Genomic DNA, 26,133 nt, shown 5'->3' on the forward strand with positions numbered 1-26,133 from the left:
TGGAGAGCGGAGACACGCAGGTAGAATCGGGCGCCATGAGCCTGTTTTCGCAGTCCCTTGCCGACCTGGATCCCGATGTAGCCGCCGCCATGAACGGCGAGTTGTCGCGTCAGCGCGACACCCTGGAGATGATCGCGTCGGAGAACTTCGTTCCCCGGGCCGTCCTGCAGGCGCAGGGCAGCGTGCTGACCAACAAGTACGCCGAGGGCTACCCGGGACGCCGCTACTACGGCGGCTGCGAACACGTGGACGTGATCGAGGACATCGCCCGCGACCGCGCCAAGGCTCTCTTCGGCGCCGATTTCGCCAACGTCCAGCCGCACGCGGGTGCGCAGGCGAATGCCGCGGTGCTGCAGGCTCTCATGGAACCGGGGGAGACGCTCCTCGGACTCGATCTGGCGCACGGGGGCCACCTGACCCACGGCATGCGGCTCAACTTCTCCGGCAAGCTCTACGAGAACGCCTTCTACGGCGTCAGCAAAGAGGACTTCCGCGTCGACATGGACGAGGTGCGCAAGATCGCGCTCGACACCCGTCCGAAGGTGATCGTCGCCGGATGGTCGGCGTACCCGCGCACCCTCGACTTCGCCGCGTTCCGCGAGATCGCGGACGAGGTCGGCGCGCACCTCTGGGTCGACATGGCGCACTTCGCCGGTCTGGTCGCGGCCGGGCTGCACCCGAGCCCGGTGCCGCACGCCGACGTCGTCTCCACCACCGTCCACAAGACTCTCGGCGGTCCGCGCTCGGGCATGATCCTCGCCAAGCAGGAGTGGGCCAAGAAGCTCAACTCCGCGGTGTTCCCCGGCCAGCAGGGCGGACCGCTGATGCACGTCATCGCGGCCAAGGCCGTCGCGCTGAAGATCGCCGCGAGCGAGGAGTTCGCCGAGCGCCAGCGGCGCACCCTGTCGGGCGCCAAGATCCTCGCCGAGCGCCTGACGGCCGACGACGTGACCAAGGCCGGCGTCTCGGTCCTGACCGGCGGCACCGACGTCCACCTCGTGCTGGTGGATCTGCGCAACTCCGACCTCGACGGCCAGCAGGCCGAGGATCTGCTGCACGAGGTCGGCATCACGGTCAACCGCAATGCCGTGCCGTTCGACCCCCGCCCGCCGATGGTGACCTCCGGGCTGCGCATCGGCACTCCGGCGCTCGCGACCCGCGGATTCGGCGACGCCGAGTTCACCGAGGTCGCCGACATCATCGGCACCGCGCTCGCCGCGGGCAAGGGCGCCGACGTCTCGGCCCTTCGTGCACGCGTCAGCAAGCTCGCTCTCGATCTGCCTCTGTACGAGGGCCTCGAGGACTGGGGTCTGATGAGCGCGCAGGCCTGATCCGAGCCGAAATCCAGGCGACGCCGGTCCCGTAGCGGCCGGCGTCGCCTGGTTTCGGTGGGGGCCATCCGTCGTTTAGGGTGGGTGTCGTGGCTGTACTGAGCAATGACGAGTTGATCAACGCGCTGGAGAAGGCGCTCCCGGAGATCGCGGAGGAGCACGCCGAAGGTGCCATCTCGTGGACGCCGTCGGATTGGATCCCCTGGGACCTGGGCCGCAACTTCGCCTTCCTGGGCGGTGACGACTACGTGCCGTCCGATTCCACGCTGCCCGAGACCGCCGCGGCCGGACTCCAGGCGCTGCTGCTCACCAAGGACAATCTGCCCTCGTTCCATCGCGTCCTCGCGATGCACTTCCCCGCGTTCTCCGATTGGCGACAGCTGGTCGGCGTGTGGACCGCCGAGGACAATCGTCACTCGATCGTCCTGCGCGACTACCTGGTGGTGACCCGGGCGGTGGATCCGGTGGAGGCCGAGAACCGTCGTCGCATCCATGTGGTCGCCGGCTGGCGGCAGTCGCCCGAGGCCATCGAGAACCTCGGACCGATGGACGTCCTGGCTCTGCTCGCGGTGCACGAGAACCAGTGCGTCACGTTCATCGAGAAGCTGCTGGGCTACGTCGACGACGAGAACCTGACTCAGATCCTGACCAAGATCCAGACCGACGACGCCGTGCAGGCCGCTACGTTCCAGGCCTTCCTGATGGCGGGCGTGGTAGCGGACCAGGAGGCCACCGTCCTGGCCGTCGATAAGGCGCTCGCCGGGATCGAGCACATCGGTTCCGACATCGCCGACTTCGACGCGCAGCGCGATTTCATCTCGGACTTCGAGGACGTCTCGACCGACGCCGCGATCGCGGCGAAGCTGGCCTCGGAGCTCAAGCTGGAGAGCCTTCAGGAGCTCAGCGCCGAGGCCGAGGCCGCGCGTGCCCGGATTCTCGCGAAGGCTGCCGGGCACTGACTCCCTGCAGGCCCCGGAATCGGGTCCGGGAGATCGTCGTTCCCGGCCCGAGCCGATTCACAGACACCCGCGTCCGTAAGGCGTCGCGCGGCGAACCGCCCCGCACCTCCCGGCGGCGGTCGATCCACCATTGGTGACCGGTCGACGGGTGCGACGCCCGTCGACCGCTGTCGTGGTGCTGAAGTTGCCGCTGATCGGTGGTGTGACGAGAGATCGCTCGGCGTCGTCGTTCGGTAACTCAACCTTCACCGACGCGCCGACTGCGCTTGGCCACTCGGAGATGTGACGCAGCGTACGTTGGGCCTTAACGGGCCGCGGGGAAGCGGTTCGTTCGGGAGGTTCGATTCGTGAACGACACAGGTGTCACGAGAGGGCCGGCCCCGGCTCTCGCCGACTTCGGTTGACCGCCGGCAGGTGGAGATCGAGCAGGCACGAGCCGACCGGCTGCTCAGACAAACTCGTTCCGTGCGGGGCTGCACGGGCGACTAGGAGTCCGACGTGACCGTTCGCACCTACGTCCTCGATACCTCCGTCCTGCTGTCCGACCCGTGGGCGGTGACCCGCTTCGCGGAGCATCACGTAGTGCTCCCGCTGGTCGTCATCAGCGAACTCGAGGGCAAACGCCACCACAGCGAACTCGGCTGGTTCGCGCGTCAGGCACTTCGCCTGCTCGACGACCTGCGAGTCAGACACGAACGTCTCGATCTGCCGATCTCGATCGGCGACGAGGGCGGAACCGTGCAGGTGGAGCTCAACCACACCGACCCGACAGTCCTGCCCGCCGGTTTCCGCAACGACACGAACGACTCGCGGATCCTTGCCTGCGCGCTCAATCTGCGTGCGGAGGGCCGCGACGTCACGCTGGTCTCGAAGGACACCCCGCTGCGCGTCAAGGCGGGCGCGGTCGGCCTCGCCGCCGACGAGTACCACGCCCAGGACGTGGTGGTCTCGGGATGGACCGGAATGGACGAGATCGACGTCGCCGACACGGCGATCGACGCCCTGTTCGCCGACGGGCTGATCGATCTCGACGAGGCGCGGGAACTGCCCTGCCACACGGGCGTGCGGATGGTCGGCAACGGGCAGAGTGCGCTGGGCCGCGTCACCGAGACCAAACAGGTACAGCTCGTCCGCGGCGACCGCGAGGCGTTCGGCCTGCGCGGCCGCTCGGCGGAACAGCGCGTGGCGCTCGACCTGCTGCTCGACGAGTCCGTCGGGATCGTCTCCCTGGGCGGCAAGGCCGGCACCGGCAAGTCGGCGCTGGCCCTGTGTGCGGGTCTGGAGGCGGTGCTCGAGCGTCGCACTCAGCGCAAAGTGGTCGTCTTCCGCCCGCTGTACGCGGTCGGCGGTCAGCAACTGGGCTACCTGCCCGGAGGCGAGGCCGAGAAGATGGGTCCGTGGGCGCAGGCCGTCTTCGACACGCTGGAGGGACTGGTGTCGACCGAGGTGGTCGACGAGGTCCTGTCGCGGGGCATGCTCGAAGTTCTGCCGCTGACGCACATCCGCGGACGGTCGCTGCACGATTCCTTCGTGATCGTCGACGAAGCGCAGTCGCTCGAGCGCAACGTGCTGCTCACGGTGCTCTCGCGGCTCGGGTCGGGGTCGCGCGTGGTGCTGACGCACGATGTCGCGCAGCGCGACAACCTGCGGGTCGGCCGCCATGACGGCGTCGCCGCGGTGATCGAGAAGCTCAAGGGCCATCCGCTGTTCGCACACGTGACCCTCACCAGGAGCGAGCGGTCGCCGATCGCCGCGCTGGTGACCGACATGCTGGAGGAGTTCGCGCCGGGCGCCGGGGTGTGACTCCGGGCTCGCGCACAGCATTGACCGATTCGGCGGCTTCCGGCCGAGAAGTTCGGGCGACACGCGTGAGCGGTCAATGCTGTGCGCGCTGCGCCGGACGCATGTGAGTGCCGTTGCGGACGGCCCGGATGATCTTCGCGAGGGTTGCCGTCCATCGGAAGACGATGTCGTCGTAGGTGAAGCGGAGCGTGTGATAGCCGAGGTCGAAGGCGGTCGCGTCGCGCGTCCGGTCGGACTGGAAGTGCGGCCGGTCGCCGTGGATCTCCCAGCCGTCGATCTCGATGATCAGGTAGTCGCCGATGAGGAGGTCGACCCGGCCGACTCCGTCGATCCTCACCTGCGTTCGCACGGGGACGCGGTGAGTGCGCAGTCGTCGGCGAGCCATCGACTCCGGGCCGGACTCGGCGTTCGGATCGCACTCATCGATCAGCAGTCGGACGGACTTCGGAGCGTCGCGGAACAGGTACTCGAGCTCCTCGATGTGCATCAGTCGCAGGTTCAGCACCGAATCGCAGACGACCACAAATCCCTCCGCATCGAGGCAGCGAGCCGCGTGTCGCAGTGCGGTCGGGAGGTCGTCGACTGCGCCGGCCTCCGGAACGGGCCGCCCGAACTGCCTGCAGAACGGTCCTCGAAGGTGCTGCACCGCCCACGAGTTGCCGCGGACGTGGAGCCGGTCGTCGGCGGGAACCCAGACGCCGTGGCGTCTGAGGGCCGACATGCAACTCACTACACCGCCGCGGCGGACCGCGGCGACGTCGTCACTGCGCGCCTCGCCGATTCGGTACCAGCCCCGACGGAGCTGTTCGGCGTGGCCGCGCCGGATCAGGTCGTTCAAGCGGGCGCGGCCGATCATCCGTTCGATCTCTCGGTACGGGTACACCCCGGATCTGATCGCGTTCATGCGCAGATGATGCGCACTTCGGGAACTGCATTCCGGGTTTCCTCCGCGAGGGAGCGCGAGTGTGGATCGATTGCTCCTCGTCTACAGGCGTCAACCTCATGCGCGCCGCAGAATCGACACGGCGAAGTCGGCGTCGTCGTGCCACGGGCGGACGTCCCAGGTCGACAGCCGGAGGTCGAGCGACAGGTCGGTCTCGGTCAGGGCGGCGTCGAAGGTCTCCACCGCCAGTTTCGCCGTATGGAACCCGACGGCGACGAAGCCGTCCGGCAGCAGATGGTCGGACAAGCGCTGCAGCACGACCGCCTCGGTGTTCGGCGCCACGAAGGCCAGCACATTGCCCGCGCAGACGATTGCGTCGAACTGCTCGCGCGTTCCGTCCGGCCGGCGGAGATCGAGTTCGGCGAGATCGGCGACGCGCCAGCGGGGGCCGCGGTAGTCGGTCTGCGCTGCCTCGATGAGCTTCGGATCGACGTCGACGCCGGTGACCCGGTGACCGACGCCGTGCAGGTAGCCGCCGACCCGGCCGGGTCCGCAACCGGCATCCAGGACCCGCGCCGAGCGGGCGACCATCGCATCGATGAGTCGACCCTCCCCGAACAGATCGTCGCCGTTCGCCGCCATCTCACGGAATCGCTGGATGTACCACTCACTGTGGCCGGGCGCGGTGTCGGTGATCCATCGGGGAGCAGGGGTCATGGCCTCCACGGTAGCCGGAGCCACAGGTCAGCGGCATGGATGTGGGGCCGGGCCTCGGTGCGGACGCCGTCGGCGAACCCTCCGCAGGCAGCTCACAGAACAGTTGCGGAAAGGTGACGATGGTCTCCAGGTGTGGCAGCCACGAGCGAACGACTGGCACACTGGCATGGTGCTGAAGTTACTGATGAGGCGAATGTTGCAGGTGGGGTTTGCGCTTACTGCGCTCCTCGGAGCACTCGTCGTGGGTGCCGGACAGGCGTCCGCGGTCCCGCAGACCGCGCCGCAGACAGGGTCTCCGCAGACCGGATCCGACAGCATCACGACGTTGATCGACAACCTGCTCAAGGGGATGAAGGAACCGGGTGCCCCCGCCGTGCCCGGCGCGCAGGAGACGAGCCAGATGATCGTCGTGACGGCGCCGGTGGCGTCGTCGCAGACCGCGACGCTGACCGCGTTCGAGAAGGATGCGGCAGGTCAGTGGAAGCCGGTCATCGGCCCGACCAAGGCCTTCCTCGGCGAGAAGGGCATGGGCAAGGCGCAGGACAACGTGTACCGGACTCCGGAGGGCACGTTCGGACTCGACCAGGCCTTCGGTCGCCAGGCGAATCCCGGGACCAAGATGCCGTACTTCCAGGCGACCACGCAGGACTGGTGGGACTCCAACGAGAAGTCGCCGACCTACAACACGCACGTCAAGTCGGCCACCAGCCCGGGCGGCGACAGCGAGAACCTGTACAACAGCGGACCGGTGTACGACTACGCGGTCAACATCAACCACAACCCGACCAACACACCGGGCGACGCGTCGGCGATCTTCCTGCACGTGACCAACGGCGAACCGACGCAGGGCTGCGTCGCGATCGACCGCGACAAGATGGTCGAGATCCTCAAGTGGCTCGACCCGGCCAAGAACCCGAAGATCACCATCGGCGTCAACGTCAACGCGCCGAAGGAGGCTCCGGCCGAGCAGAAGATGCCCGGTGCCGATCTCATCGGCGGAGTCCTGGGCAATCTCGCCACGCTGATCCCGAACCTGCTCAGCGGCGCGATGCGCTGACACGCACCCAAGCCACATCGGTTGGACCCGGGGCCGCATGCGACGACGCGTGCGGCCCCGGCGCTTGTCTCGGGGGCACCACAGGCCAGTTCAGCGGGGCCGGACCTGTTCGAAACCCGTGGCGTGCGCGGCGTCGAACCCGTCGATCGCGGCGGTGAACGACTCCACCTGATTGCGGGCCTGATCGGCCACCGGTGTCGACGGATCGAGCACCTCGAGGTACACGCGGTGGCACGACAGCGACTCGACCGCCGCCTCGACGAAGCCCGTCACGTCCACCGCGTGCGTCGGGTGCGGGCCGTTCCAGAACAATCCCGAGGGCGGGTCGGCGAGCTCGTCGTAGGCGTCGACCACCGCCGCCGCGAACTCCATGTGATCGCGCTGATTGGGGAAGCCCGGCGCCCACTCGGGGCCGCCGTACGTCGCCAGGACGACGTCAGGCGACACGCGCTCGATCGCCTCGGTGATCTTCGCGCGCAGCTCCGGAGTGTTGCGCAACTCGCTGTCCGGGAAGCCCCAGAACTCCACCTCGTCGACGCCGACCACGGCGGCCGAGGCGATCTGCTCACCTTCTCGCAGCGGCCCGGCCTCGGCCGCGGCCATCCCCTCGATGCCGACCTCTCCGCTGGTCGCCAGGCCGTAGACCACGCGTCTGCCTTCGGATGTCCAGCGCGCGACGGCCGCGGCCATCCCGTACTCCGGGTCGTCGGGATGTGCGACGAGCACGAGGGCGGTGGACCAGTCCGTGGGAAACGTGGTGAGGCTCATGCGGGTCACGGTACGCGGAACCGGCGATCCCGTCCGGCGGGTGCGCTCAGCCGATCAGTCCGCGCTGACGTGCGACGGCAACCACCTTGCTGCGGCTCGAGACGCCGAGCTTGTCGAAGATGTGCACCAGATGCGACTTGACGGTGGCCTCCGAGATGAACAGACGCTTGGCGATCTCGCGGTTGCTGAGGCCGAGGTCGAGATGCTCCACGATCTCGAGCTCTCGTGCCGTGAGCGCCGGCCTGCTGTCGGTGACGCGGGTCAGCAGCCGCGCCGCCACCGCTGGGCCGAGGACCGTCTCGCCGGCGGCAGCCGACCGGATGGCGCTGATCAGGGTCTCGGGCGCGGCGTCCTTGAGCAGGTAGCCGACGGCACCGGCACTGACCGATCGGACGATGTCGGCATCGGATTCGTAGGTGGTGAGGATCAGTACCTGAGGCGGATCGGCCAGCCGGCGGATCGATTGGGTGGCGTAGACGCCGTCCGCATCGTGCGTCTCGGTCCCGTGCAGGCGCAGATCCATCAGGACGACGTCGAGGGAGAGTTCGCCGGCGAGGGCGATCGCCTCGTCGGCGGTACCGGCCTCGGCCACCACGTCGAGATCGGGGGAGGCGCCCAGGACGGCGCGCAGACCTGCGCGGACCACGGGGTGGTCGTCGACCAGCATGATGCGGATCACGGTTGCCCTCCGATCGGGAGCCGGGCGTGGATCACGGTGCCGTCGTCGGGCTCCGATTCGACGCTGACGCTCCCGCCCGCCTCCGACACCCGATTCTGCATGGCGCGCAGGCCGAAGCCCGAGCCGTCGGACCTGCGCGGGGGTCGCCGGCTGGCCGGGAAGCCGACTCCGTCGTCGACGACGTCGAGATGCACCTCGTCGGGCAGATAGGTCAGGGTCACGGTGGCCCGGGTCGCGTGGGCGTGGCGGGCGGCGTTGGTGAGCGCCTCCTGCGCCGTTCTCAGCAGCGTGTTGCGGGTCTCCGGCCGGAGCGCGACGCTGTCGCCGTGCACTCGCAGTTCAGCCGGCAACCCGCTCTGTGAGACCCGATCCACCTCCTCGCGCAGGGCGTCGGTGAGGCCGTCCGGGCGCAGGTCCGGCCCGTCGAGCCCGCGAAGGAAGCGGCGCGACTCGGTGAGCGCCTTCTGTGCGGTGTCGAGCGCGGTGCGGACCTGGACGTCGCGCTGATCGCCCGGGGTCTCATCGTTGGTGGCCGAGCGCAGCAGCAGCACGATGCTCGCCAGGCTCTGCCCGGTGCCGTCGTGGATCTCCCCGCCCAGGCGCTCCCGCTCGGCGAGGATCCCGGCCTGACGTTCCTTGGCGGCCAAAAGTTCTCGGGTTGCGAGGAGATCGGCGACGAGCTCGTCGCGCTCGTCCACCATCGCGATGATCCGACGGAATATCTCAGTCACGGCGACCGCGGTGGCGATGCCGAACGCCGGACCGATGATGCCGCCGACCATCAGCTCGGGACTGTGGAGCAGCGTGGAGCCGATCGACGTCGTCACGATCACCACCTCGGCGACCACCGAGACCGGCGGTTCGAGGAAGTACCAGCACAGCATGGCCAGGACGAAGGCCAGCCAGACGAACCCGGGGGAGAGCAGCACCAGTGCGACCCACAGCAGGGTGAGGATCACCACCCAGATGCCCGTGTCGAGGCCCCGGCCGCGCGTGTGCGACCACACGCCGAGCAGGTACCACCCGCCGACGACGGCGACACCGGCGATCACCGCGGCGGCCCCGCCGAACACGATGGGCGCCGAGCCGGCCAGAGCTTGAGCCATTCCGGCGAGCAGAAGCGCCAGGAACAGGATGTGGCCGCCCCATTCCGCATAGCGCTCGGCCGGTCGATCGTGCGTCATAGCCTCCAGTATCACCGCCCCGCCGCCACCGACCATGTCGTCTACAACTTTCGATGGATGCCCGCGCGCCGCCGGATGGATGCAGATCTGAGGTGCCCAGACGATGTTCCGGCGCCCGGTTCCCGACAGGCTGGAAGCACGTTGGTCGAGCGGTTTCGCACCGCTGTTCACAGGAGGACGCATGTATCTGGGATTGCGGGAGTTCCGCGCTGCAGCAGGGCGGTTCGCGCTCGTCGTCGGGGTGGTGACACTGCTCGCGTTCATGGTGGTCGCGCTGTCGGCGCTGACCGAGGGGCTCCGCCAGCAGTCGGTGTCGGCCGTGGAGAAGCTCCCAGGAGCCGCGTTGCTGGTGCAGGAGGACGGCGACAAGCCCGCGCTGCTGTCGGACAGCGAGATCACCCGCACCGCCGGTGAGGGCACCGAACTGGGTGTGGCGACGCTGCGTGCCAGCCATGACGGAGCCAACTCCACGGTCGCGGTGTTCGGCCGCGGCGACGTTCACGAGGTGGCGGTGTCGCCGGACATCGCGAAGACGCTGGGCGTGGTCCCCGGCGGCTCGATCCAGCTCGGATCCACGACGGTGCGGGTCGACCGCGTGGCCGACGTCGGTCAGTACGCCCATCAGCAGGTGATCTCCATGCCGGTCGGCGAATGGCGCGAGGTGACGCACCGCGATTCGGTGAACGCACTGATCGTCGACTCCGACAGTGCGGCTCCGGCGGGCCTGGTCCGGGTGGCGCACGCCGATCTGCCCGACCTGGTCCCGGGCTTCTCATCCGAACACATGTCGCTGCTGTTGATCCAGGGGCTGCTCGTGGTGATCTCGGCGGTCGTCGTCTGCGGATTCTTCGCCGTGTGGACCGGTCAGCGCATCGGCTCGCTCGCGGTGGTCCGGGCGATGGGCGCGGGACGCTGGTACCTGCTGCGCGACGGCCTCGCCCAAGCCGGTTCGGTCCTGGTGGTCGGCCTGGCACTCGGCGCGGCACTGGCGGTCGGTTTCGCCTCGCTGCTGTCGGGCAAGGCGCCGGTGGTCGTCGACCCGGCGGCCGGGGCGACGGTCCTCGCAGGCATGGCCGTCCTGGGACTGGTGGGCGCGGCGCTGGCGCTGCGGCCCCTGGTGAAGGTGGACCCGCTGGTCGCCCTCAACCGCTGATACTTCTCCGATCCGACCGATGACTACTGATGGGAACTGACATGGGATCTGCAACTGACACGGGATTGACACTCACCGACATCGATCTGACCTACCCCGACGGCGACAGCGTGGTGCGCGCGGTGCGCGGGGTGAGCCTGCACGTGGAGCCGGGCACCACCGTCGCGCTCACCGGCCCCTCCGGATGCGGGAAGTCGAGCGTGCTCGCGGTGGCCGGCGCACTGATCCGGCCCGACTCGGGGACGGTGCGGATCGGCGACCGATGCCTCGACGGCCTCGACGCGGAGGCGCTGGCCCGCGTCCGGCGCGAACGGATCGGACTGATCTTCCAGAACGACAACCTGGTACCCGGACTCACCGCCGAGGAACAACTGCTGCTCGCGGCGCATGTGGCCGGTCGCCGGCCGTCGCGGCACCGCGCCCAGGCCCGCGAACTCCTCTCGGCCGTCGGGCTCGACGGAGCGTTCGGACGCCGGCCCGGACAGCTCTCGGGCGGAATGCGGCAGCGCGTCAACATCGCCCGGGCGCTGATGAACGGACCGCAGGTGCTGCTGATCGACGAACCCACCTCCGCGCTCGACTCGACGCGGGGAACGCAGATCGTCGAACTGCTCACCGAACTGGCGCGAGACCGCGGCATCGCCTCCCTGCTGGTGACGCACGATCTGCAGACGGTGACCGGGGTGGACGGAGTGCTGGAGATGAAGGACGGCGCCCTGCTGGCCGGTGTCGGGGTCTGACGCCGCTGCCGTTCCCCACCGAACGCACCGATGCCCCTCGACTCATGGAGTCGAGGGGCATCGTCGGTCCTCGGTGCGAGGCCGGGGTCAGTCGATCGCGGGGGTCGATCGCGGGGATCAGATGTCCAGGCGCGCGTACTCGCGCAGCTTGGACGTCTGGTGGACCGCCTCGATGGTCCGGATGGTGCCCGACTTGGAGCGCATGACCAGCGAGCGGGTGGTGGCCCCGTTGGGACGGTAGGTGACGCCGCGGAGCATGTCGCCGTTGGTGACGCCGGTCGCGCAGAAGAAGGAGTTCTCTCCGCGCACCAGGATGTCGTTGGTCAGGACCATGTCCGGGTCCAGGCCCGCGTCGACGGCCTTCTGGCGTTCGGCGTCGTCCTTGGGCCACAGCTTGCCCTGGATCTCGCCGCCCATGCACTTCATCGCGACGGCGCTGATGATGCCTTCGGGGGTGCCGCCGATGCCCATGAGCATGTCGACGGTGCTGTAATCGCCGGCGGCGGCGATGGCGCCGGCCACGTCGCCGTCGGAGATCAGCCGGATCTTGGCGCCGGCCTCACGGATCTCGTGGATCAGCTCGGCGTGGCGGGGACGGTCGAGGACGACGACGGTCAGGTCGGCGACGTCGATGCCCTTGGCCGCGGCGACCGAATTGATGTTCCACTCGGTGGACTGGTTGATGTCGATCGCGCCCTTGGCGGCCGGGCCGACGGCGATCTTGTTCATGTAGAACACCGCCGACGGGTCGTACATGGTGCCGCGTTCGGAGACCGCGATGACGGCGATCGAGTTCGGACGTCCCTCGGCCATCAGCGTGGTGCCGTCGATCGGGTCGACGGCGACGTCCACCTCGGGGCCCTCGCCGTTGCCGACGATCTCGCCGTTGTACAGCATCGGGGCCTCATCCTTCTCGCCCTCGCCGATCACGACGGTTCCGCGCATCGACACGGTGGAGAGGAGTTCGCGCATCGCGTCGACCGCGGCGCCGTCGCCGGAGTTCTTGTCGCCGCGCCCGACCCACCGACCAGCGGCCAGCGCCGCGGCCTCGGTGACACGGACCAGTTCCATGGCCAGGTTGCGGTCGGGTGCTTGCTTGGTCATGCGGACTCCACTTTCGTTGCGAACCTTGATGAGGTCTAGACCTCGATTCTTTCATGGCCGGGACCGGCGATTGGCTGGGGGCGGCGCCCGACTGCGATAATCGAAGCCATGGCCCAGAAACCCCGGATCCTGCAAGACGGACGAGACCTCGTCTGGTCGCTCATCCCGCTGCTGGTGATCGCGCTGATCGTGGCCGGGGTCAGCGGCAGTTGCTCCTGGGGCTTCGGCAACTCGGCGACCGAGCAGAAGATTCCCAGTTTCAACGTCAGTGCAGGTCTGCACGCCGATGCGGAGTCGATGCCGTTCCCGATCCGGGAGCCGAAACTGCCCGCGAACTGGAAGGCCAATTCGGGTTCGACTCAGGAGATCGGCGCCACTCTCTCCAGCAACGTCGGCTGGATCACCCCCAACGGCGTCTACATCCAGCTGACGCAGACCGCCGCGACCGAGGAGCAGCTGGTTCCGAAGCTGCTCGGCGACGGCGCGAGTGGCGGTGGCGTGCGCGAGATCTCGGGCCAGCGCTGGGTCACCTACTCCGGCGACGATCACCGCAAGGCATGGATCGCCGACATGGGCGACGTGCGAGTGGGCGTGGTGAGCCGCGGCGCGGACTCCGACATGCAGACCCTCGCGAAGGCGGTCACCGAGGCCGAACCGCTGCCGTCCAAGCGTCCCTGACCCGAGCCGGTCGCCGGATCGGCCACGGGGCCTGCGGGGTAGTTAGTCTGCCAGTCCTCGTCCGCCAGCCCTCGTCCCTCAGTCCTCGTCGTCGGTGTCGGCGTCGTCGTTCAGTGCGGCCTCGATCCGTGATCGAGCTCCCTCGAGATGCTCGGTGCACCGCTTGGCCAGCGCCTCGCCGCGCTCCCAGAGCGCCAGCGACTCGTCGAGACCCAGTCCACCCCGCTCGAGTGCGGTGACCACCTCCGACAATTGGTCACGAGCCTGCTCGTAGTCGAGTTCGCCGACGGGCGTGAAATCGGCTCCGGGATCGGTCACTGTCGGCTCTCCTTCGTGGTCGGCGAGATCACTGCCGCGGCCGATCCGTCGGCGACGCGGATGCGCACGGCCGCTCCGGCCGGCAGGTCGTCCACCGAGCGGACCGCGTGCGGCTGGTCGGAGTCGGTGCGCTGCACCACGGCGTATCCGCGGGCGAGCGTCTGCGCTGGTCCGAGGGTCGACAGCTGCGATGCGAGACGTTCGGTGCGATGCTCCTCGACAGTCACCAGGTGCCGGACACTGCGGCGGATGTCGCGTACTGCGCCGTCGACACGGTCCTGCCGGTCGTCGACCATGCGCAGCGGGTTCGCGAGCACGGGCCGGGCCCGGAGCCCCTCGACCACCCGTTCCTCCCGGTGCACCCAGTTGCGCAGCGCGTGGGCACTGCGCCGGCGCAACTCGGCGATTCCCTGCAGTTCGGCCGAGACGTCCGGCACCACACGCTTGGCGGCATCGGTCGGCGTCGCGGCGCGGACGTCGGCCACCAGGTCGAGCAGCGGACTGTCGGGTTCGTGGCCGATCGCGCTCACCACGGGGGTCCGGCAGGCGGAGACGGCGCGCAGCAGCGTCTCGTCGGAGAAGGGGAGCAGGTCCTCGACGCTGCCGCCCCCGCGCGCGATGACGATGACCTGGACGTGCGGTGCGGCGTCCAGCGCCGCGAGGTGCTCGACGATCGCAGGCACCGCGGTCGGTCCCTGCACGGGCGAATCCCGGACCTCGAACCGCACCGCGTCCCACCGGGCGGTCGCGACGGCGATCACATCGCGCTGTGCGGCACTGGCGCGGCCGGTGATCAGTCCGATCGTGTGGGGGAGGAACGGCAGCGGCCTCTTCCGGCGGGCGTCGAAGAGCCCCTCGGCGGCGAGCAGGGCCCTGACGCGTTCGATCCGGGCGAGGAGTTCGCCGATGCCGACCGGCCGGATGTCGGTGATCCGCAGCGACAGAGTGCCCCGGCCGGTGTAGAAGTTGGGCCGGCCGTACACCACCACCCGGGCGCCCTCGGTGAGCGGCACCGGACTCCGCTGAAGCAGACCCGGGTCGCAGGTCACCGAGATCGAGATGTCGGCGGCGGGATCGCGCAACGTCAGAAAAGCGGTGCGCGTGCCGCGGCGCAGGCTCAGCTGGGTGATCTGACCTTCCACCCACACCTGCCCGAGCCGGTGGATCCAGTCCGCGATCTTGAAACTGAGCGTGCGCACCGGCCACGGATTCTCGGCGGTGTTCCCCTGCTCGGGCGTCATCGCGGAACCCCGGTGCAGAGCCGGGCCGGGTCGATCACTGCGCCGGTTGTCACTGCGCGGTTGCTCACTGCGCGGATTCGGCCTTCTTCTGCTGGCTGACGATGCGGTTGTCGAGCATCGTGACGAAGGGCGTGCGATTGCGGTTCGCCTTCTCGAACTCGAGGATCTCGGTGAGTTCCTCGGTGCCGAGCCCGCGGACCTTGGCGCGCAGCTGGGCCAGCGTCAGCGTCGGGTAGTCGAGGGCGGCGACGGCGGCCGGGAGATGCTCCGGCGACGCTGCGGCATCCGGCGTCGTAGAGGTGGGGCCCGCGGCCACGTCGGCCGGAGCCGAGCTGTAGAGCGCGAAACGTCCGGCGTTGGCCGGGGGCGCGGCGCTGTCGGCGGCGGACTCGTCGGGGCTCGCAGCGGAGGCCTCGGCGGCGCTCGTCTCAGCGTGGTTTGTCGCGGAGTTCATCTCAGGGGCGCGGGCCGGGGCTTGCGGAACAGTGGCCGGCGCGTCGGCACGCAGCGGCCGGCTCGCCGCCTCCGCGTCGTCGTCTTCGTCGAACCGCGCCCACTCGGGCTGTTCCTGAGACTTGTCGCACAGCGGCGCGAGCAGCTCGTCGCCCTTGATGGCGAGCTCGGCGATGTTCTGCTGAAGTCGCATGCCGGCCTGCAGACTCCGGCTCACCGCACCCATCGGCAGAGTGATGACTCGCGTCGGCAGTTTGCGGGTTTCCTCGATGGTGGTGGCGACCAGACCGGCGACCACGCGGGCAGCGTATGGAGGACGACTCATGTACTAACTCTCTCACAGCCGTACCCTGGAGTTCATGGCTGATAGTAAGCGCGTCCTTCTCGCGTCGCCCCGTGGATATTGTGCAGGCGTCGACCGGGCCGTGGAGACTGTCGAGCGGACCCTCGACAAGCACGGTGCGCCGGTGTATGTCCGCAAGGAGATCGTGCACAACCGGCATGTGGTCGACACGCTGACCGAGCGTGGCGCGATCTTCGTCGACGAGACCGACGAAGTGCCCGAGGGTGCGATCGTGGTCTTCTCCGCCCACGGAGTCTCTCCCGAGGTGCACCAGAGCGCTGCGCAGCGCAGCCTCAAGACCATCGACGCGACGTGCCCGCTGGTCACCAAGGTGCATCAGGAGGCGAAGCGGTTCGCGCGCGACGATTACGACATCGTGCTGATCGGCCACGAGGGCCACGAGGAGGTCGAGGGCACCGCCGGCGAGGCCCCGCAGCACATCCAGGTGGTCGACGGACCCGACGCCGTCGACGACGTGCAGGTGCGCGACGAGTCGCGGGTGATCTGGCTGTCGCAGACCACGCTGTCGGTGGACGAGACGATGGAGACGGTGTCCCGGCTCCGGGAACGGTTCCCGCTGCTGAACGACCCGCCGTCGGACGATATCTGCTACGCCACCCAGAACCGCCAGGTAGCTGTCAAGGCGATGGCGCCGCGGTGCGAGCTGGTGATCGTGGTCGGTTCGCAGAACTCGTCCAATTCGCAGCGGCTGGTGGAGGTGGCGCTGCAGAACGGCGCCGAGGCGTCTTACCTGGTGGACTACGCCCGCGACATCGACCTGGCCTGGCTCGACGGCGTCACCACGGTCGGCGTCACCTCGGGTGCCTCGGTCCCGGAGGTCCTCGTCCGCGGGGTGGTGGATCTGCTCGCCGAGCACGGTTACGCGGACGTCGAGACCGTGACCACCGCCGAGGAGACGCTCACCTTCGCGTTGCCGCGCGAACTGCGGCCCGCCCGCAATCCCCGCTGACCGCGGCGCCCATCGCCTCGGCAGCGATCATCGGCGGCGGCGCAGCAGGCGTCCGCCCACGACGGCGACAGCCGCGAAACCCGCACCCGCGAGGATGACGCCCGCACCGGAGCCCGACTCGGGCTCATCGTCGGGGAGAGCCAACGGCCGCAGACCCGGAGCGGCGCGCACCTCGGGGTCGTCGGTGAGTGCGGCGAGCGGATCGATCACCCCGCTGCCGACGGCGTCGTCCCGGCCGCCGCCGTGCGCCGTGTCGACGATGCGGTCGATCACCTCAGCGGCCGACAGTCGCGGGTACCGGGACCGGATCAGCGCCGCCAGGCCCGACACGTACGGCGCCGCGTAGCTGGTGCCGGCGAGCGGGGCCACCCCGTCGCCGGTGCGCAGGCCGCCGGCGAGCCGCGGGCCGCCCGAGCCCGGCATCACGCTGACCACATCGGTGCCCGGCGCCGCCACGCTCACCCACGGCCCGCGCAGGCTGAAGTCCGCCGCTGCGCCGTCGGCGGCCGCGACGGCGCCCACCGTCAGCACCAGCGGCGCGAATCGCGCCGGGGTGACGGCCGTGCGCAGTCGCGCCCACGCCTGCTCGACCGAGGCCGCACCCGACGGGTTCTGCTCCCGACACGCCGTGGTCTCGGTCAGGTTCCCGGCTGCCACGACCACCACCACGTCCCGCTCACGCGCGTAGGCCAGCGCGGTCCCGACGAGACCGTCATCGAGCGGACCGGCGGCGGGTGCGCATGCCACCTCTGAGATGTTGATCACCCGTGCACCCAGGTCGACGGCCCGTACCACCGACCGCGCGAGAGTGGTGAGCGGGCCGTATCCGGCTCCCACCACGGCGTCGTCGGCTCCGCTGCCCCGGGCGCTGAACGCTCCGCTCGACTGCCGAATCGAGATGATGGTCGCCTCGGGCGCCACACCGACGAAGTCGTCGTCGGCGGAGGGCTGTGCTGCGATGATGCCCGCGACCAGCGTTCCGTGGGCGTCGCAGTCCGACAGTCCGTCGCCGGTCCCGACGTAGTCGCCGCCGGCGACGAGGCGCGGCAGCCTGGTGTGCGGGCTCACACCCGTGTCGATGACCGCCACGGACACGCCGGCGCCGCGACTGAACCGATGGGCCGCTGCCACGTCGAGCAGTCGGTGGCCCGCGGGTTCGCCTGCGGTGTCCGCGTCGGCGGTGGTCGCGCAGCGGGCGCGCTGCTCGGTCGGCTCGGGCGGGCCCAGCGGTGCGGCCGAGACCGTCGCCCGGGCGATCACCGGCGCCGGGACCGCCACGGCGGCACCCGCGCCGGAGAACCAGACGACCGCCGCGACCGCCGTGATCGCGCCGATCCGCCGGATCACAGGGTCCGGACCGCCTGATAGACGTCCAGGACCCAGAGCAGCAGCGGAATCACCGCGGTCAGCGCGGCGTATTCGGCGATCTCGACGGCGCGCACGGCGGGCGGAGAGTAGTCGCGGCCGGATGCGACCGTGCCCAGCAGCAGAGCGCCGACCGCCCAGCCGATCGTCCCCGCGAACACCCAGACCGGTTCCGGGCCGGACCCCGCGACGGCGGCGAGCGCGGCGACGACTCCGATGATCCCGGCCGCCCCGACCAGCAGAGCCGACTGCAGCCGGTCGGCGTGCGTCCGGCCGCGGGCGGCGAGTGCCACCACGATGCACGCGCAGTAGCCCAGCGCCACCGGCGATCCGCACGCCGCAGCGGCGACGGCCGCGGTCGCGACCCCGGTGACCAGGACGGCACCGGCGAGTGCGCCCGTCAGAATCGATGCGGTCACGGCGGCGCGGCGCGCGAGCGCGTCGAGGTCGCCCAGCGCGAGGTCGGCGATTGCGCCGAGCGGATCGCGGGTCGAGAGCCGGACCGCGTCCACGCCGTCGACCACCGCGGGATCGGTCCCGTCGGGTGCCGCCGGCGCAGTGTTCGGCACCGACGGCAACGGCAGACGTCCGGCGGCGATCGCGATTCGCGGCGCGCAGAGCACCAGGCCGACGCCCGCCGCCGCGACGACTGCGGCCAGATCCCGCACTGACGGCGCCCACACCGTGGCGAGCAGCCCGGTCGCCGCGGTTGCGCCGCCGACCACGGCGATCGCGGTGTGGGCCGCCGCGGCCCGGCCGGTGCCCTGGTATCCGATCACCGCACCGGCCAGGGCAGCGATGCCCGCTAACGCGAGCTGGACTCCGCCCGCCGCGCCGGGCACGACGAGCGAGGCCGCGACGGCGCCGAGGACGCAGCCCGCGATGCTGAGGACGGCGGAGGTCCGCGGGTCGCTCTCCAGGCGACGGCCGGACAGTGCCGCCCCGAGTGAGACCGCCGCACCCAGGGCCGAGACCGCGAGGACCACCGGAGCGTCGCCGGCGGCCGCCGCCCAGCGGCCGGCCGGGACGGCCCCGACCACCGCGACCAGGAAGACCAGATAGCTCACCATGCGTGAGGCGTCCGACGACCAGCCGAAGCGGTCCCGCTGCAGAGCCGCCGCCACACCGTCGGCGACGTCGTCGATCAGCACCGTCCCGGCATCGGCCGGCGCAGTGCGGATCACCAGCAGATCGCCGTCGCACACCCCGCACTGCGCGAGAGTGTGCTCGGCGGCCAAGGCGGTTCCGTCGATGCGGGCGAGTGTCCAGTTCGCGGGTTCAGCGCTGTCGTCCACCCGGACCCGCAGAGCGTCGAGAAGATCGGGCATCAGCGCCGCGATCGGCACGCCGGCCGGAAGGCCTGCGTCGAGTTGAGTGCTCCCACCCACGATCGATGTCCGGATCATGTCCGGTTCGGTCAACACGGTCATTCGGCAAACCTTCCCCCAAGGTTCCTGATACAACCTCTTCCATCGCCCGTGAGGCGAGGACGTCGTCGAGATAACCATGTCGGGAGTCGTCGCGGTCAGCGATTGGGGGAAATCGCTCAACCGGCCTCACGCGGCGGCCGAATCAGAGCTGGGGGGCTCGAATGGGCAGTGCAACAATCGGTTTCGCGCGTCGTCCGCGGATCGTCGTGGAGGCTCCGCCGGACGGGGAGATCGAGCTGACCGCGCCGCCGGAGCTGTCGCGCGCAGTGCCGCCGAATCTGCTGGTGCGGCTTCTGCCGGCGGTCATGGTGGTCGCCGTCATCGGCATGGTCGCCATGATGGTGATGACCGGAGGCGCTGGGGCACTGGCGAATCCGATGTTTCTGATGTTCCCGCTGATGATGGTGATGTCGATGGTGGGAATGCTGGCATCCGGCGGGCGCGGCGGTCCCGAGCGGGCCTCCGAGGTGAATGAGAACCGCAAGGACTATCTGCGCCATCTCGGTCAGCTTCGCGACGATGTCGCCGAAACGGCTGCAGCGCAACGAGAATCGGCGCAGTGGCGGCATCCGGATCCGGGAGCGTTGATCGGCCTGGTCGGGGGCCGCCGGATGTGGGAGCGCAGATTCACCGACGACGACTTCGGCCATGTCCGCGTCGGCCGCGGGACACACCGCCTCGCGACCGCGTTGGTGCCGCCGGAGACGCCGCCGGGCGACGACCTGGAGCCGGTGTCGGCGGTGGCGCTGAGACGTTTCGCTGCCGCGCATGCGGCCGTCGACGGACTGCCGACGGCGATCGCGCTGCGCGGATTCCCGGCGGTCAGCCTGCTCGGGGATCCGGTGCAGGTGCGCGCCCTGCTGCGGTTCATGCTGTGCTCGCTGGCCGTACTGCACGGTCCGGACCACCTGAGGATCGCGGTCGTCGCCGACGATCCGCTCGACGCCGAATGGGATTGGGTCAAGTGGCTGCCGCACATCGGCCATCCGGCTCGTCGGGACGGGCTCGGTGCCGTGCGCATGGTGTACCCGACGCTCGGCGCCCTCGGCGACGACCTCGCCGCCGATCTCGCGGCCCGCGCGGGTTTCAGCCGGACGGCCGACTCTCCGGCGACGTCCCATCTGTTGATCGTGGTCGACACCGATCGCGTCGATGTGGACGACGAATTGATCGGCGGCGTAGGCCTCGACGGCGTGACAGTGGTGAGTCTGGGCACCGCACCGAGCCCGCTGGCGGTGCGTCGCGGGCTGCAGCTGACGGTGTCCGGCGGTCGTGTCGCCGCCCGCACCGCCGCCGGACTGGAGGAGTTCGCCGTCGCCGACCGGCTGTCCGGGCCGTGCGCCGAAGCCGTCGCGCGCAGGCTCGCCCGGTACCGCCCGGCGTCGCTCGACGCCCTGCTCGATCTCGACACGCCGGTTCTCGCGAGCGATCCCGGACTGCCCGCACTGCTGGGTCTGGGAGACGCGGGCCGCGTCACCCCGGAGTCGGCCTGGCGCGGGCGCCTCGGTGCCGAACGACTGCGCGTGCCGATCGGCTACACCCCGGAGGGCGCTCCCGTGCACCTTGACCTGAAGGAGAGCGCGCACGGCGGAATGGGGCCGCACGGGCTGTGCATCGGCGCCACCGGCAGCGGCAAGAGCGAACTGCTGCGCACCCTCGTCCTCGCGCTGATCGCGACGCACTCCCCGGACGAGTTGAACCTGGTCTTGGTCGACTTCAAGGGCGGGGCCACCTTTCTCGGTCTGGAGCAGGCCAAGCACACGGCCGCGGTGATCACCAACCTCGAGCAGGAACTCGCGATGGTGGACCGGATGGGCGACGCACTCTCCGGCGAACTGAACCGCCGTCAGGAACTGCTGCGCGCCGCAGGCAACTTCGCCAATGTCACCGACTACGAACAGGCCCGCCGGGCGGGGGCGCCGCTCGACCCGCTGCCCGCCCTCTTCATCGTCGTCGACGAGTTCTCCGAACTGCTCGCGCAGAAACCGGAATTCGCGGACCTGTTCGTGGCGATCGGCCGGCTGGGGCGCTCCCTGCACATCCACCTGCTGCTCGCGTCCCAGCGTCTCGAGGAGGGCAGGCTGCGCGGGCTCGACAGTCATCTCTCGTACCGGATCGGATTGAAGACCTTCTCCGCCAACGAGTCCCGGACTGTGCTGGGCGTCCCCGACGCCTATCACCTGCCGAGTGCGCCCGGCGCGGCCTACCTGAAGTGCGATTCGTCGGCGCCGACACGCTTCAACACGTGCTTCGTCTCCGGCCCCTATCGACCACCGGCGGGGCCGTCTGCCGGTTCCGCGTCGTGTGCGCAGACCCGGCCGGTCGCGTTCACCACCGCGGAGGTCCCGCTCGCCGAACCGGCCACGGAGCAGCCGGACGGCCAGGCCGACGAGGGTCCGTCCGCGACGGTGCTCGAGACGGTGGTCGCGGCACTGGCCGGGCACGGCCGCACCCCGCATCGGGTGTGGTTGCCGCCGCTGGAGCGGGCGATCACCCTCGATGCGCTGGCACGCGACACCGCACCCGGCACCTTGACCTTTCCGTACGGGGTCATCGACCTGCCGTTCGAGCAGCGGCGCGACACCGCATGGCTCGACGTCGCGGGTGCGGCCGGGCACGTCGCTGTCGTGGGCGGTCCGCAGTCGGGCAAGTCCACCACGCTGCGCACCCTGATCTGCGGAGCCGCCACGACCCACACCCCCGAACAGGTGCAGTTCTACTGTCTGGACTTCGGCGGCGGCACGCTCGCCGCACTCGATGGTCTGCCGCACGTCGGCTCGGTGGCCACCCGAGTCCAGCACGACCGGATCCGCCGCACGCTCGCCGAGATCCTGGCGGTGAAGACGAGCCGGGAGGCGTGCTTCGCCGAGGACGGCATCGAGTCGATGCGGGAGTACCGCGCGGCGCGCGCTGCGGGCCGCTTCGCCGACGACCGGTACGGCGACGTCTTCCTGGTCATCGACGGGATCGGCGTGCTCCGGGCCGACTTCGAGGCGCTGGAGGAGAAGGTCGACGCCCTCGTCTCGACGGGGCTGGCGTACGGCGTGCACGTGGTGGTCAGCGCGTCGCGGTGGGGCGAGATCCGGCCCGCCATGAAGGACCTGATGGCCGGTCGCGTGGAACTGCGGCTCGGTGACGCCCTCGATTCCGAGATGAGCCGCCGCGCCGCGGCCGGAGTGCCGGAGGGACGGCCGGGCCGCGGGCTGACCGCGCAGGAGAAGCACCTGCTGGTGGCGCTGCCGCGGGTGGACGGCGTCGCCGACGCGACCGATGTGTCCGCCGGAACGGCGAAGCTGGTCGAGGCCGTCGCGCGGGAATACGGCGATCGCCGGGCTCCGGAGGTGCGGACTCTCGCACGAGTGGTGGACGGTTCCGTGCTCGCGGAGACCGTCGCCGCGCAGGGAGCCGGGACGCGGGCCGGTACGGTAGCGCTCGGGCTGTCGGAGACCGACTTGGGGCCGTGCGTCCTCGACTTCGACGCCCAGCCGCACCTGCTGGTGTTCGCCGACGTCGAATCGGGCAAGACCGAGACGCTTCGCACGCTGGTCCGCGGACTGGTGGCCGGCGGAGATCCGGACGAGGTCAAGCTCGTCCTCGTCGACTACCGTCGCGGACTGCTCGGAGAGGTGCCGGAGACGCATCTGGGCGGCTACGCCAGTTCCGAACGCACGGCGCGGCCGATGATGGCGCAACTCGCCGAGTACTTCGCCGCGCGGCTGCCCGGCGACGACGTGACACCGCAACAACTCGTCGACCGCAGCTGGTGGTCGGGGCCCACCGTCTATCTGGTGGTCGACGACTACGACCTCGTCGCCACGGCGTCCGGGAATCCATTGTCGCCATTGATCGAGTTGCTCGGGCACGGTCGCGACATCGGTTTCCGGCTGATCCTCACGCGCCGATCCGGCGGTGTCGGCCGAGCGCTGTTCGATCCGCTGATCGCCTGTCTGCGCGACCTCTCGTGCGATGTCCTCCTGATGAACGGCGACCCCGACGAGGGCTACGTGGTGGGCAGGCACCGCCTGCAGCGGCTGCCGGCCGGCCGCGGCGAACTGGTGTCGCGCAACCGGTCGCCGGAGATCGTCCAGGTCGCGCTGGGAGAACGGGCGTGAGCGGCCCGGTGATCGATCTCGCGTACGGACGTGTGACCGGTCCCGGCGGCACCGTGGACCTGACGACGCTGCTGGAGGACATCGACTGCGCCGAACGGCGGGCCCTCGCCCGGCAGGCGCTGCGCGAGGTGATGCGGCGCGCCGCCGGCGCCTCCCGGATCCTGCTGCCCACCGTATGGGGACCGGTCCGCACCGAGGCTCTGGTCGGCGAACTCGCCTCCGTGGGCGCCGCCGCCGAACCCGTTCCACGGGCGGTGGCGATCGCCGCTTCGCACGCCGACGCGACCGTGCACCGCTGCGCCGTGGTGGAGACCCGGATGCTGCCGGCCACCGGCGGACACTGGAGCGTGCACACGGTGACTCGCACCGACGGCCGGTGGTCGCTGGGGCGGGGCGCGGTGGACCTCCCGCGCCGGATATCGGCCGAACCCGGGTGGTCGGCTCCGTTGCGCGCCGCCGACGCGGTCTTCGTCGACGGTCCCGATCCGGAATCGGTCGCCGCCGCCCAGCGGTTGCTGCTCGAAGCCTTCGGTGTCCGCGCGATGGCCGTCGACAGAACGGTTCTGACCAGGCACGGAGGTCGGCTCGGCCCGGTGAGTGCCGCGGAGTTGCTCGCCGGCCTGCCCGCGCCGCCGATCGCCGCGTCGCGCCGGGGACTGCGCGCGCCGGCAGCCGTCGCCGCGGTGCTGGTGCTGGCCGCAGCCGCGACCGCCGGGTGGGCGCATTGGCCGCGGCCGGAGCGGTCCGTGCAGCAGACGGTCCGGGTGGGCCGGGCCGAACTCGCCGTTCCGGGCCAGTGGCGGCGCAGTGACGGGGACGATGCGACCGCCGGAAGCCGCACGGTGTTCGCGGCCCCCGACGACGGCAGGCGGCTGATCGTCGTCGTCTCGCGGCTGCGGGGCGGTTCCACCGTCGCGACAGTCGCGGAGAGCCTGCGGAACCGCATCGCGCAGCGCGGGGACGACGCGGTGGCCGAGTTCGCGGCCGACGTGAGCTATGCGGGCCGTCGCGTGATCGGGTATCGCGAGACGCCGGCGTCGGGTTCTCCCGTGGCCTGGTACGTGGCCGTCGAGAGCGGCACGCAGATCAGCATCGGTTGTCAGACGGGCACGGGGGAGGAGTCGGTGGACGGTCCGTGCCGCGGGGCCGTGGGTTCCCTGCGTGTGGTGAGCGATTAGGAGACGGTGACCGACGCCTCCAGCGTCACGACCACCTCGTCGGCCACCTTCAGGGCGCCCATCATCAGCGAATACGGCTTGATCCCGAACGCCGTCTGCGTCACCGCGGACTGCCCGGAGACGGTGCTGCCGTCCACCGCCACGTCGACGGTGTGGGGCTCGGTGACTCCACAGATCGTCAGATCGCCCGACAACCGGTAGCCGTCGCCGCTCGCCGACACGCCGCCGGCCCGGAAGACGATCTCGGGGAAGGCGGACGATTTCAGCGACTTGAGAGCGTTGGCGCGCGCGACCAGCCGTTCCGGACCGGTCATCGGAGTCAGCCCGCCCTCGCCCGAGAGCACCTGCAGGGAGTCGACGTCCACCCGCAGCGCCACGGAGACCGGAGTGTCGCCGTCGAAGGCGATGTCGGCTCGCCACGCGTCGAACCCGATCGTCAAGCTGTGGCCGGTCCGCGACGCCCGCCCGGCGACGCCGGTGCGCAGGGTGAGGGCGCCGTCGCCGGGACCGATGCTGATCACTGAAGTCATGCTCTCGACGATACGGACCCAGCCGGACGCGCGTTTTGACCCGCGTCGACGAGCCCGCGTAAGCTAGATCGCTGGTGCCCTGCGTCAACAGAGTGCCCGGGTCCCCACTGGTCGCCGGGAGCACGCTCTGCAGAAGTGCCTGACCAGCAGCAAACGAGTTCAAAAGAGGACTACTGTGCCTACCTACACCCCGAAGGCCGGTGACGTGACCCGCGAGTGGTACGTCATCGACGCCACCGACGTGGTGCTCGGCCGCCTCGCCGTCGCGAGCGCCAACCTGCTCCGCGGCAAGGGCAAGCCCACGTTCGCCCCGCACGTCGACGGCGGCGACTACGTCATCATCATCAACGCGGAGAAGGTCGCCGTCAGCGGCAACAAGCTGACCGACAAGCGTCTCTACCGCCACTCGGGTCACCCGGGCGGCCTGAAGTCCCAGAGCATCGGTGAGCTCCTGGCCACCAAGCCCGAGCGCGTCGTCGAGAGCGCCGTCAAGGGCATGCTCCCGAAGAACAAGCTGGGCAACGCCATCGCAGGCAAGCTCAAGGTCTACGCGGGCCCCAACCACCCGCACACCGCGCAGAAGCCGGTCAACTACGAGATCAAGCAGGTGGCCCAGTGACCAACGAGAACCTGAACGACGTCGACGTCGAGGTCATCGAAGAAGAGACCCTGAACGAGGACGGCAGCTACACCACGGAGTCCGTCGAGGTCGTCGAGACCGAGACCGCCACCCGCGGACCGGTCGTGCTCGACCGCCCGATCCAGACCGTGGGCCGCCGCAAGGAGGCCATCGTCCGGGTCCGCCTGGTGCCCGGCACCGGCGAGTTCACGCTCAACGGCCGCACCCTCGAGGACTACTTCCCGAACAAGGTGCACCAGCAGCTCATCAAGGCTCCGCTCGTCACCGTCGAGCGCACCGACGCCTTCGACATCCACGCTCGCCTCGTCGGCGGCGGCCCGTCGGGTCAGGCGGGCGCGCTGCGTCTGGCCATCGCGCGCGGCCTCATCGAGGTCAGCCCCGAGGATCGTCCGGCACTGAAGAAGGCCGGCTTCCTGACCCGCGACGCGCGTGCTGTGGAGCGTAAGAAGTACGGCCTGAAGAAGGCCCGCAAGGCCTCGCAGTACAGCAAGCGCTGA

24 protein-coding genes are annotated in these 26,133 nt (G+C 70.1%); 12 read left to right on the plus strand and 12 right to left on the minus strand.

All coding sequences use genetic code 11. The annotated features are described in order from the left end of the window. Positions 1-35: 35 nt before the first annotated feature. The 3 genes from glyA (at position 36) to phoH2 (ending at position 4,093) form a co-directional block, all read left to right on the plus strand. Positions 36-1,331 (plus strand): serine hydroxymethyltransferase, encoded by a 1,296-nt coding sequence (gene glyA, locus ABFX36_RS08585; protein WP_006898036.1) that lies wholly within the window; start codon positions 36-38, stop codon positions 1,329-1,331. Positions 1,332-1,420: 89 nt separating this feature from the next. Next, entirely contained in the window at positions 1,421-2,290 is an 870-nt protein-coding gene (locus tag ABFX36_RS08590) for an acyl-ACP desaturase (protein WP_045539657.1), read from the plus strand. Between the two features lie 498 nt (positions 2,291-2,788). Beyond that, a complete protein-coding gene (gene phoH2, locus ABFX36_RS08595; protein ID WP_006898034.1) occupies positions 2,789-4,093 on the plus strand; it encodes an RNA 5'-3' helicase PhoH2 in 1,305 nt (434 codons plus the stop codon). Between the two features lie 73 nt (positions 4,094-4,166). On the opposite strand, the gene ABFX36_RS08600 is transcribed toward phoH2, so the two are convergent. Both ABFX36_RS08600 and ABFX36_RS08605 read right to left on the minus strand, forming a co-directional pair. Next, positions 4,167-4,997, minus strand: coding sequence for a hypothetical protein (locus ABFX36_RS08600; protein ID WP_346075930.1), 831 nt, complete (start codon positions 4,995-4,997; stop codon positions 4,167-4,169). A 96-nt stretch (positions 4,998-5,093) separates the two neighbouring features. Then, positions 5,094-5,693, minus strand: a complete 600-nt coding sequence (locus ABFX36_RS08605; protein WP_346075932.1) for a class I SAM-dependent methyltransferase — start codon at positions 5,691-5,693, stop codon at positions 5,094-5,096. A gap of 193 nt (positions 5,694-5,886) precedes the next feature. Here ABFX36_RS08605 and ABFX36_RS08610 point away from each other — a divergent pair, with 193 nt between their 5' ends. Further along, on the plus strand, positions 5,887-6,750 hold the full coding sequence (locus ABFX36_RS08610) for a L,D-transpeptidase family protein (RefSeq protein ID WP_346075934.1): 864 nt from the start codon (positions 5,887-5,889) through the stop codon (positions 6,748-6,750). 90 nt (positions 6,751-6,840) lie between these two features. On the opposite strand, the gene ABFX36_RS08615 is transcribed toward ABFX36_RS08610, so the two are convergent. The 3 genes from ABFX36_RS08615 to ABFX36_RS08625 are packed head-to-tail and all read right to left on the minus strand — an operon-like array spanning position 6,841 to position 9,381. Further along, complete coding sequence (locus ABFX36_RS08615) at positions 6,841-7,518, minus strand: PIG-L deacetylase family protein (protein ID WP_346075936.1); 678 nt, start codon at positions 7,516-7,518, stop codon at positions 6,841-6,843. A 46-nt stretch (positions 7,519-7,564) separates the two neighbouring features. Next, positions 7,565-8,197 carry a response regulator gene (locus ABFX36_RS08620; RefSeq protein WP_006898029.1) on the minus strand — a complete coding sequence of 211 codons (633 nt, stop codon included), beginning with the start codon at positions 8,195-8,197 and terminating at the stop codon, positions 7,565-7,567. Further along, on the minus strand, positions 8,194-9,381 hold the full coding sequence (locus ABFX36_RS08625; RefSeq protein ID WP_052692444.1) for a sensor histidine kinase: 1,188 nt from the start codon (positions 9,379-9,381) through the stop codon (positions 8,194-8,196). Before ABFX36_RS08625 ends, ABFX36_RS08620 begins: the two co-directional genes overlap by 4 nt. 181 nt (positions 9,382-9,562) lie before the next feature. On the opposite strand from ABFX36_RS08625, the gene ABFX36_RS08630 reads away from it, so the two are divergent. Together ABFX36_RS08630 and ABFX36_RS08635 are read left to right on the plus strand one after the other, a co-directional pair. Further along, positions 9,563-10,534: an ABC transporter permease gene (locus ABFX36_RS08630; RefSeq protein ID WP_045539652.1), complete on the plus strand. Its 972-nt coding sequence runs from the start codon at positions 9,563-9,565 to the stop codon at positions 10,532-10,534. Positions 10,535-10,575: 41 nt separating this feature from the next. Beyond that, complete coding sequence (locus tag ABFX36_RS08635; RefSeq protein WP_222111268.1) at positions 10,576-11,274, plus strand: ABC transporter ATP-binding protein; 699 nt, start codon at positions 10,576-10,578, stop codon at positions 11,272-11,274. Between the two features lie 117 nt (positions 11,275-11,391). Here ABFX36_RS08635 and glpX read toward each other — a convergent pair whose 3' ends face one another. Further along, positions 11,392-12,378, minus strand: a complete 987-nt coding sequence (glpX, locus tag ABFX36_RS08640) for a class II fructose-bisphosphatase (protein WP_006898025.1) — start codon at positions 12,376-12,378, stop codon at positions 11,392-11,394. A gap of 108 nt (positions 12,379-12,486) precedes the next feature. Here glpX and ABFX36_RS08645 point away from each other — a divergent pair, with 108 nt between their 5' ends. Continuing rightward, positions 12,487-13,056, plus strand: coding sequence for a DUF4245 domain-containing protein (locus tag ABFX36_RS08645; RefSeq protein WP_006898024.1), 570 nt, complete (start codon positions 12,487-12,489; stop codon positions 13,054-13,056). A gap of 78 nt (positions 13,057-13,134) precedes the next feature. On the opposite strand, the gene ABFX36_RS08650 is transcribed toward ABFX36_RS08645, so the two are convergent. From ABFX36_RS08650 to ABFX36_RS08660, 3 genes are all read right to left on the minus strand, one after another. After that, positions 13,135-13,374: an exodeoxyribonuclease VII small subunit gene (locus tag ABFX36_RS08650; RefSeq protein ID WP_346075940.1), complete on the minus strand. Its 240-nt coding sequence runs from the start codon at positions 13,372-13,374 to the stop codon at positions 13,135-13,137. Next, entirely contained in the window at positions 13,371-14,615 is a 1,245-nt protein-coding gene (gene xseA, locus ABFX36_RS08655) for an exodeoxyribonuclease VII large subunit (RefSeq protein ID WP_006898022.1), read from the minus strand. The genes ABFX36_RS08650 and xseA overlap by 4 nt, the downstream gene beginning before the upstream one ends. 64 nt (positions 14,616-14,679) lie before the next feature. Then, positions 14,680-15,393 carry a lipid droplet-associated protein gene (locus ABFX36_RS08660; RefSeq protein WP_006898021.1) on the minus strand — a complete coding sequence of 238 codons (714 nt, stop codon included), beginning with the start codon at positions 15,391-15,393 and terminating at the stop codon, positions 14,680-14,682. A 34-nt stretch (positions 15,394-15,427) separates the two neighbouring features. Here ABFX36_RS08660 and ABFX36_RS08665 point away from each other — a divergent pair, with 34 nt between their 5' ends. After that, entirely contained in the window at positions 15,428-16,381 is a 954-nt protein-coding gene (locus tag ABFX36_RS08665) for a 4-hydroxy-3-methylbut-2-enyl diphosphate reductase (protein ID WP_081598154.1), read from the plus strand. A 27-nt stretch (positions 16,382-16,408) separates the two neighbouring features. On the opposite strand, the gene mycP is transcribed toward ABFX36_RS08665, so the two are convergent. Beyond that, positions 16,409-17,728 (minus strand): type VII secretion-associated serine protease mycosin, encoded by a 1,320-nt coding sequence (gene mycP / locus ABFX36_RS08670; protein WP_006898019.1) that lies wholly within the window; start codon positions 17,726-17,728, stop codon positions 16,409-16,411. Continuing rightward, positions 17,725-19,176, minus strand: coding sequence for a type VII secretion integral membrane protein EccD (gene eccD, locus ABFX36_RS08675; protein WP_278126547.1), 1,452 nt, complete (start codon positions 19,174-19,176; stop codon positions 17,725-17,727). The genes mycP and eccD overlap by 4 nt, the downstream gene beginning before the upstream one ends. 161 nt (positions 19,177-19,337) lie before the next feature. Here eccD and eccCa point away from each other — a divergent pair, with 161 nt between their 5' ends. Both eccCa and ABFX36_RS08685 read left to right on the plus strand, forming a co-directional pair. Further along, positions 19,338-23,288: a type VII secretion protein EccCa gene (gene eccCa / locus ABFX36_RS08680; protein ID WP_346075943.1), complete on the plus strand. Its 3,951-nt coding sequence runs from the start codon at positions 19,338-19,340 to the stop codon at positions 23,286-23,288. Further along, entirely contained in the window at positions 23,285-24,466 is a 1,182-nt protein-coding gene (locus ABFX36_RS08685; RefSeq protein WP_346075945.1) for a type VII secretion-associated protein, read from the plus strand. Before eccCa ends, ABFX36_RS08685 begins: the two co-directional genes overlap by 4 nt. Here the strand turns inward: ABFX36_RS08685 and ABFX36_RS08690 are convergent. Then, positions 24,463-24,996, minus strand: a complete 534-nt coding sequence (locus ABFX36_RS08690) for a YceI family protein (RefSeq protein ID WP_346075947.1) — start codon at positions 24,994-24,996, stop codon at positions 24,463-24,465. The two genes, ABFX36_RS08685 and ABFX36_RS08690, sit on opposite strands and share 4 nt — an antisense overlap. A 175-nt stretch (positions 24,997-25,171) precedes the next feature. Between ABFX36_RS08690 and rplM the strand changes: the two genes are divergently transcribed. Together rplM and rpsI are read left to right on the plus strand one after the other, a co-directional pair. Beyond that, positions 25,172-25,615 (plus strand): 50S ribosomal protein L13, encoded by a 444-nt coding sequence (gene rplM, locus ABFX36_RS08695; protein WP_006897159.1) that lies wholly within the window; start codon positions 25,172-25,174, stop codon positions 25,613-25,615. Continuing rightward, on the plus strand, positions 25,612-26,133 hold the full coding sequence (gene rpsI / locus ABFX36_RS08700; protein ID WP_006897160.1) for a 30S ribosomal protein S9: 522 nt from the start codon (positions 25,612-25,614) through the stop codon (positions 26,131-26,133). The genes rplM and rpsI overlap by 4 nt, the downstream gene beginning before the upstream one ends.

Source organism: Gordonia cholesterolivorans (genome assembly GCF_039531975.1).
GTDB classification, from domain to species: Bacteria; Actinomycetota; Actinomycetes; order Mycobacteriales; family Mycobacteriaceae; genus Gordonia; species Gordonia sihwensis.

Bases quoted from the DNA above. Each gene is read 5' to 3' on its own strand.
- glyA (WP_006898036.1), top strand. From the start codon at position 36: ATGAGCCTGTTTTCGCAGTCCCTTGCCGACCTGGATCCCGATGTAGCC.
- ABFX36_RS08600 (WP_346075930.1), bottom strand. From the start codon at position 4,997: ATGAACGCGATCAGATCCGGGGTGTACCCGTACCGAGAGATCGAACGG.
- ABFX36_RS08605 (WP_346075932.1), bottom strand. From the start codon at position 5,693: ATGACCCCTGCTCCCCGATGGATCACCGACACCGCGCCCGGCCACAGT.
- ABFX36_RS08610 (WP_346075934.1), top strand. From the start codon at position 5,887: ATGTTGCAGGTGGGGTTTGCGCTTACTGCGCTCCTCGGAGCACTCGTC.
- ABFX36_RS08615 (WP_346075936.1), bottom strand. From the start codon at position 7,518: ATGAGCCTCACCACGTTTCCCACGGACTGGTCCACCGCCCTCGTGCTC.
- ABFX36_RS08625 (WP_052692444.1), bottom strand. From the start codon at position 9,381: ATGACGCACGATCGACCGGCCGAGCGCTATGCGGAATGGGGCGGCCAC.
- ABFX36_RS08630 (WP_045539652.1), top strand. From the start codon at position 9,563: ATGTATCTGGGATTGCGGGAGTTCCGCGCTGCAGCAGGGCGGTTCGCG.
- ABFX36_RS08635 (WP_222111268.1), top strand. From the start codon at position 10,576: ATGGGATCTGCAACTGACACGGGATTGACACTCACCGACATCGATCTG.
- glpX (WP_006898025.1), bottom strand. From the start codon at position 12,378: ATGACCAAGCAAGCACCCGACCGCAACCTGGCCATGGAACTGGTCCGT.
- ABFX36_RS08645 (WP_006898024.1), top strand. From the start codon at position 12,487: ATGGCCCAGAAACCCCGGATCCTGCAAGACGGACGAGACCTCGTCTGG.
- xseA (WP_006898022.1), bottom strand. From the start codon at position 14,615: ATGACGCCCGAGCAGGGGAACACCGCCGAGAATCCGTGGCCGGTGCGC.
- ABFX36_RS08660 (WP_006898021.1), bottom strand. From the start codon at position 15,393: ATGAGTCGTCCTCCATACGCTGCCCGCGTGGTCGCCGGTCTGGTCGCC.
- ABFX36_RS08665 (WP_081598154.1), top strand. From the start codon at position 15,428: ATGGCTGATAGTAAGCGCGTCCTTCTCGCGTCGCCCCGTGGATATTGT.
- eccD (WP_278126547.1), bottom strand. From the start codon at position 19,176: ATGACCGTGTTGACCGAACCGGACATGATCCGGACATCGATCGTGGGT.
- eccCa (WP_346075943.1), top strand. From the start codon at position 19,338: ATGGGCAGTGCAACAATCGGTTTCGCGCGTCGTCCGCGGATCGTCGTG.
- ABFX36_RS08690 (WP_346075947.1), bottom strand. From the start codon at position 24,996: ATGACTTCAGTGATCAGCATCGGTCCCGGCGACGGCGCCCTCACCCTG.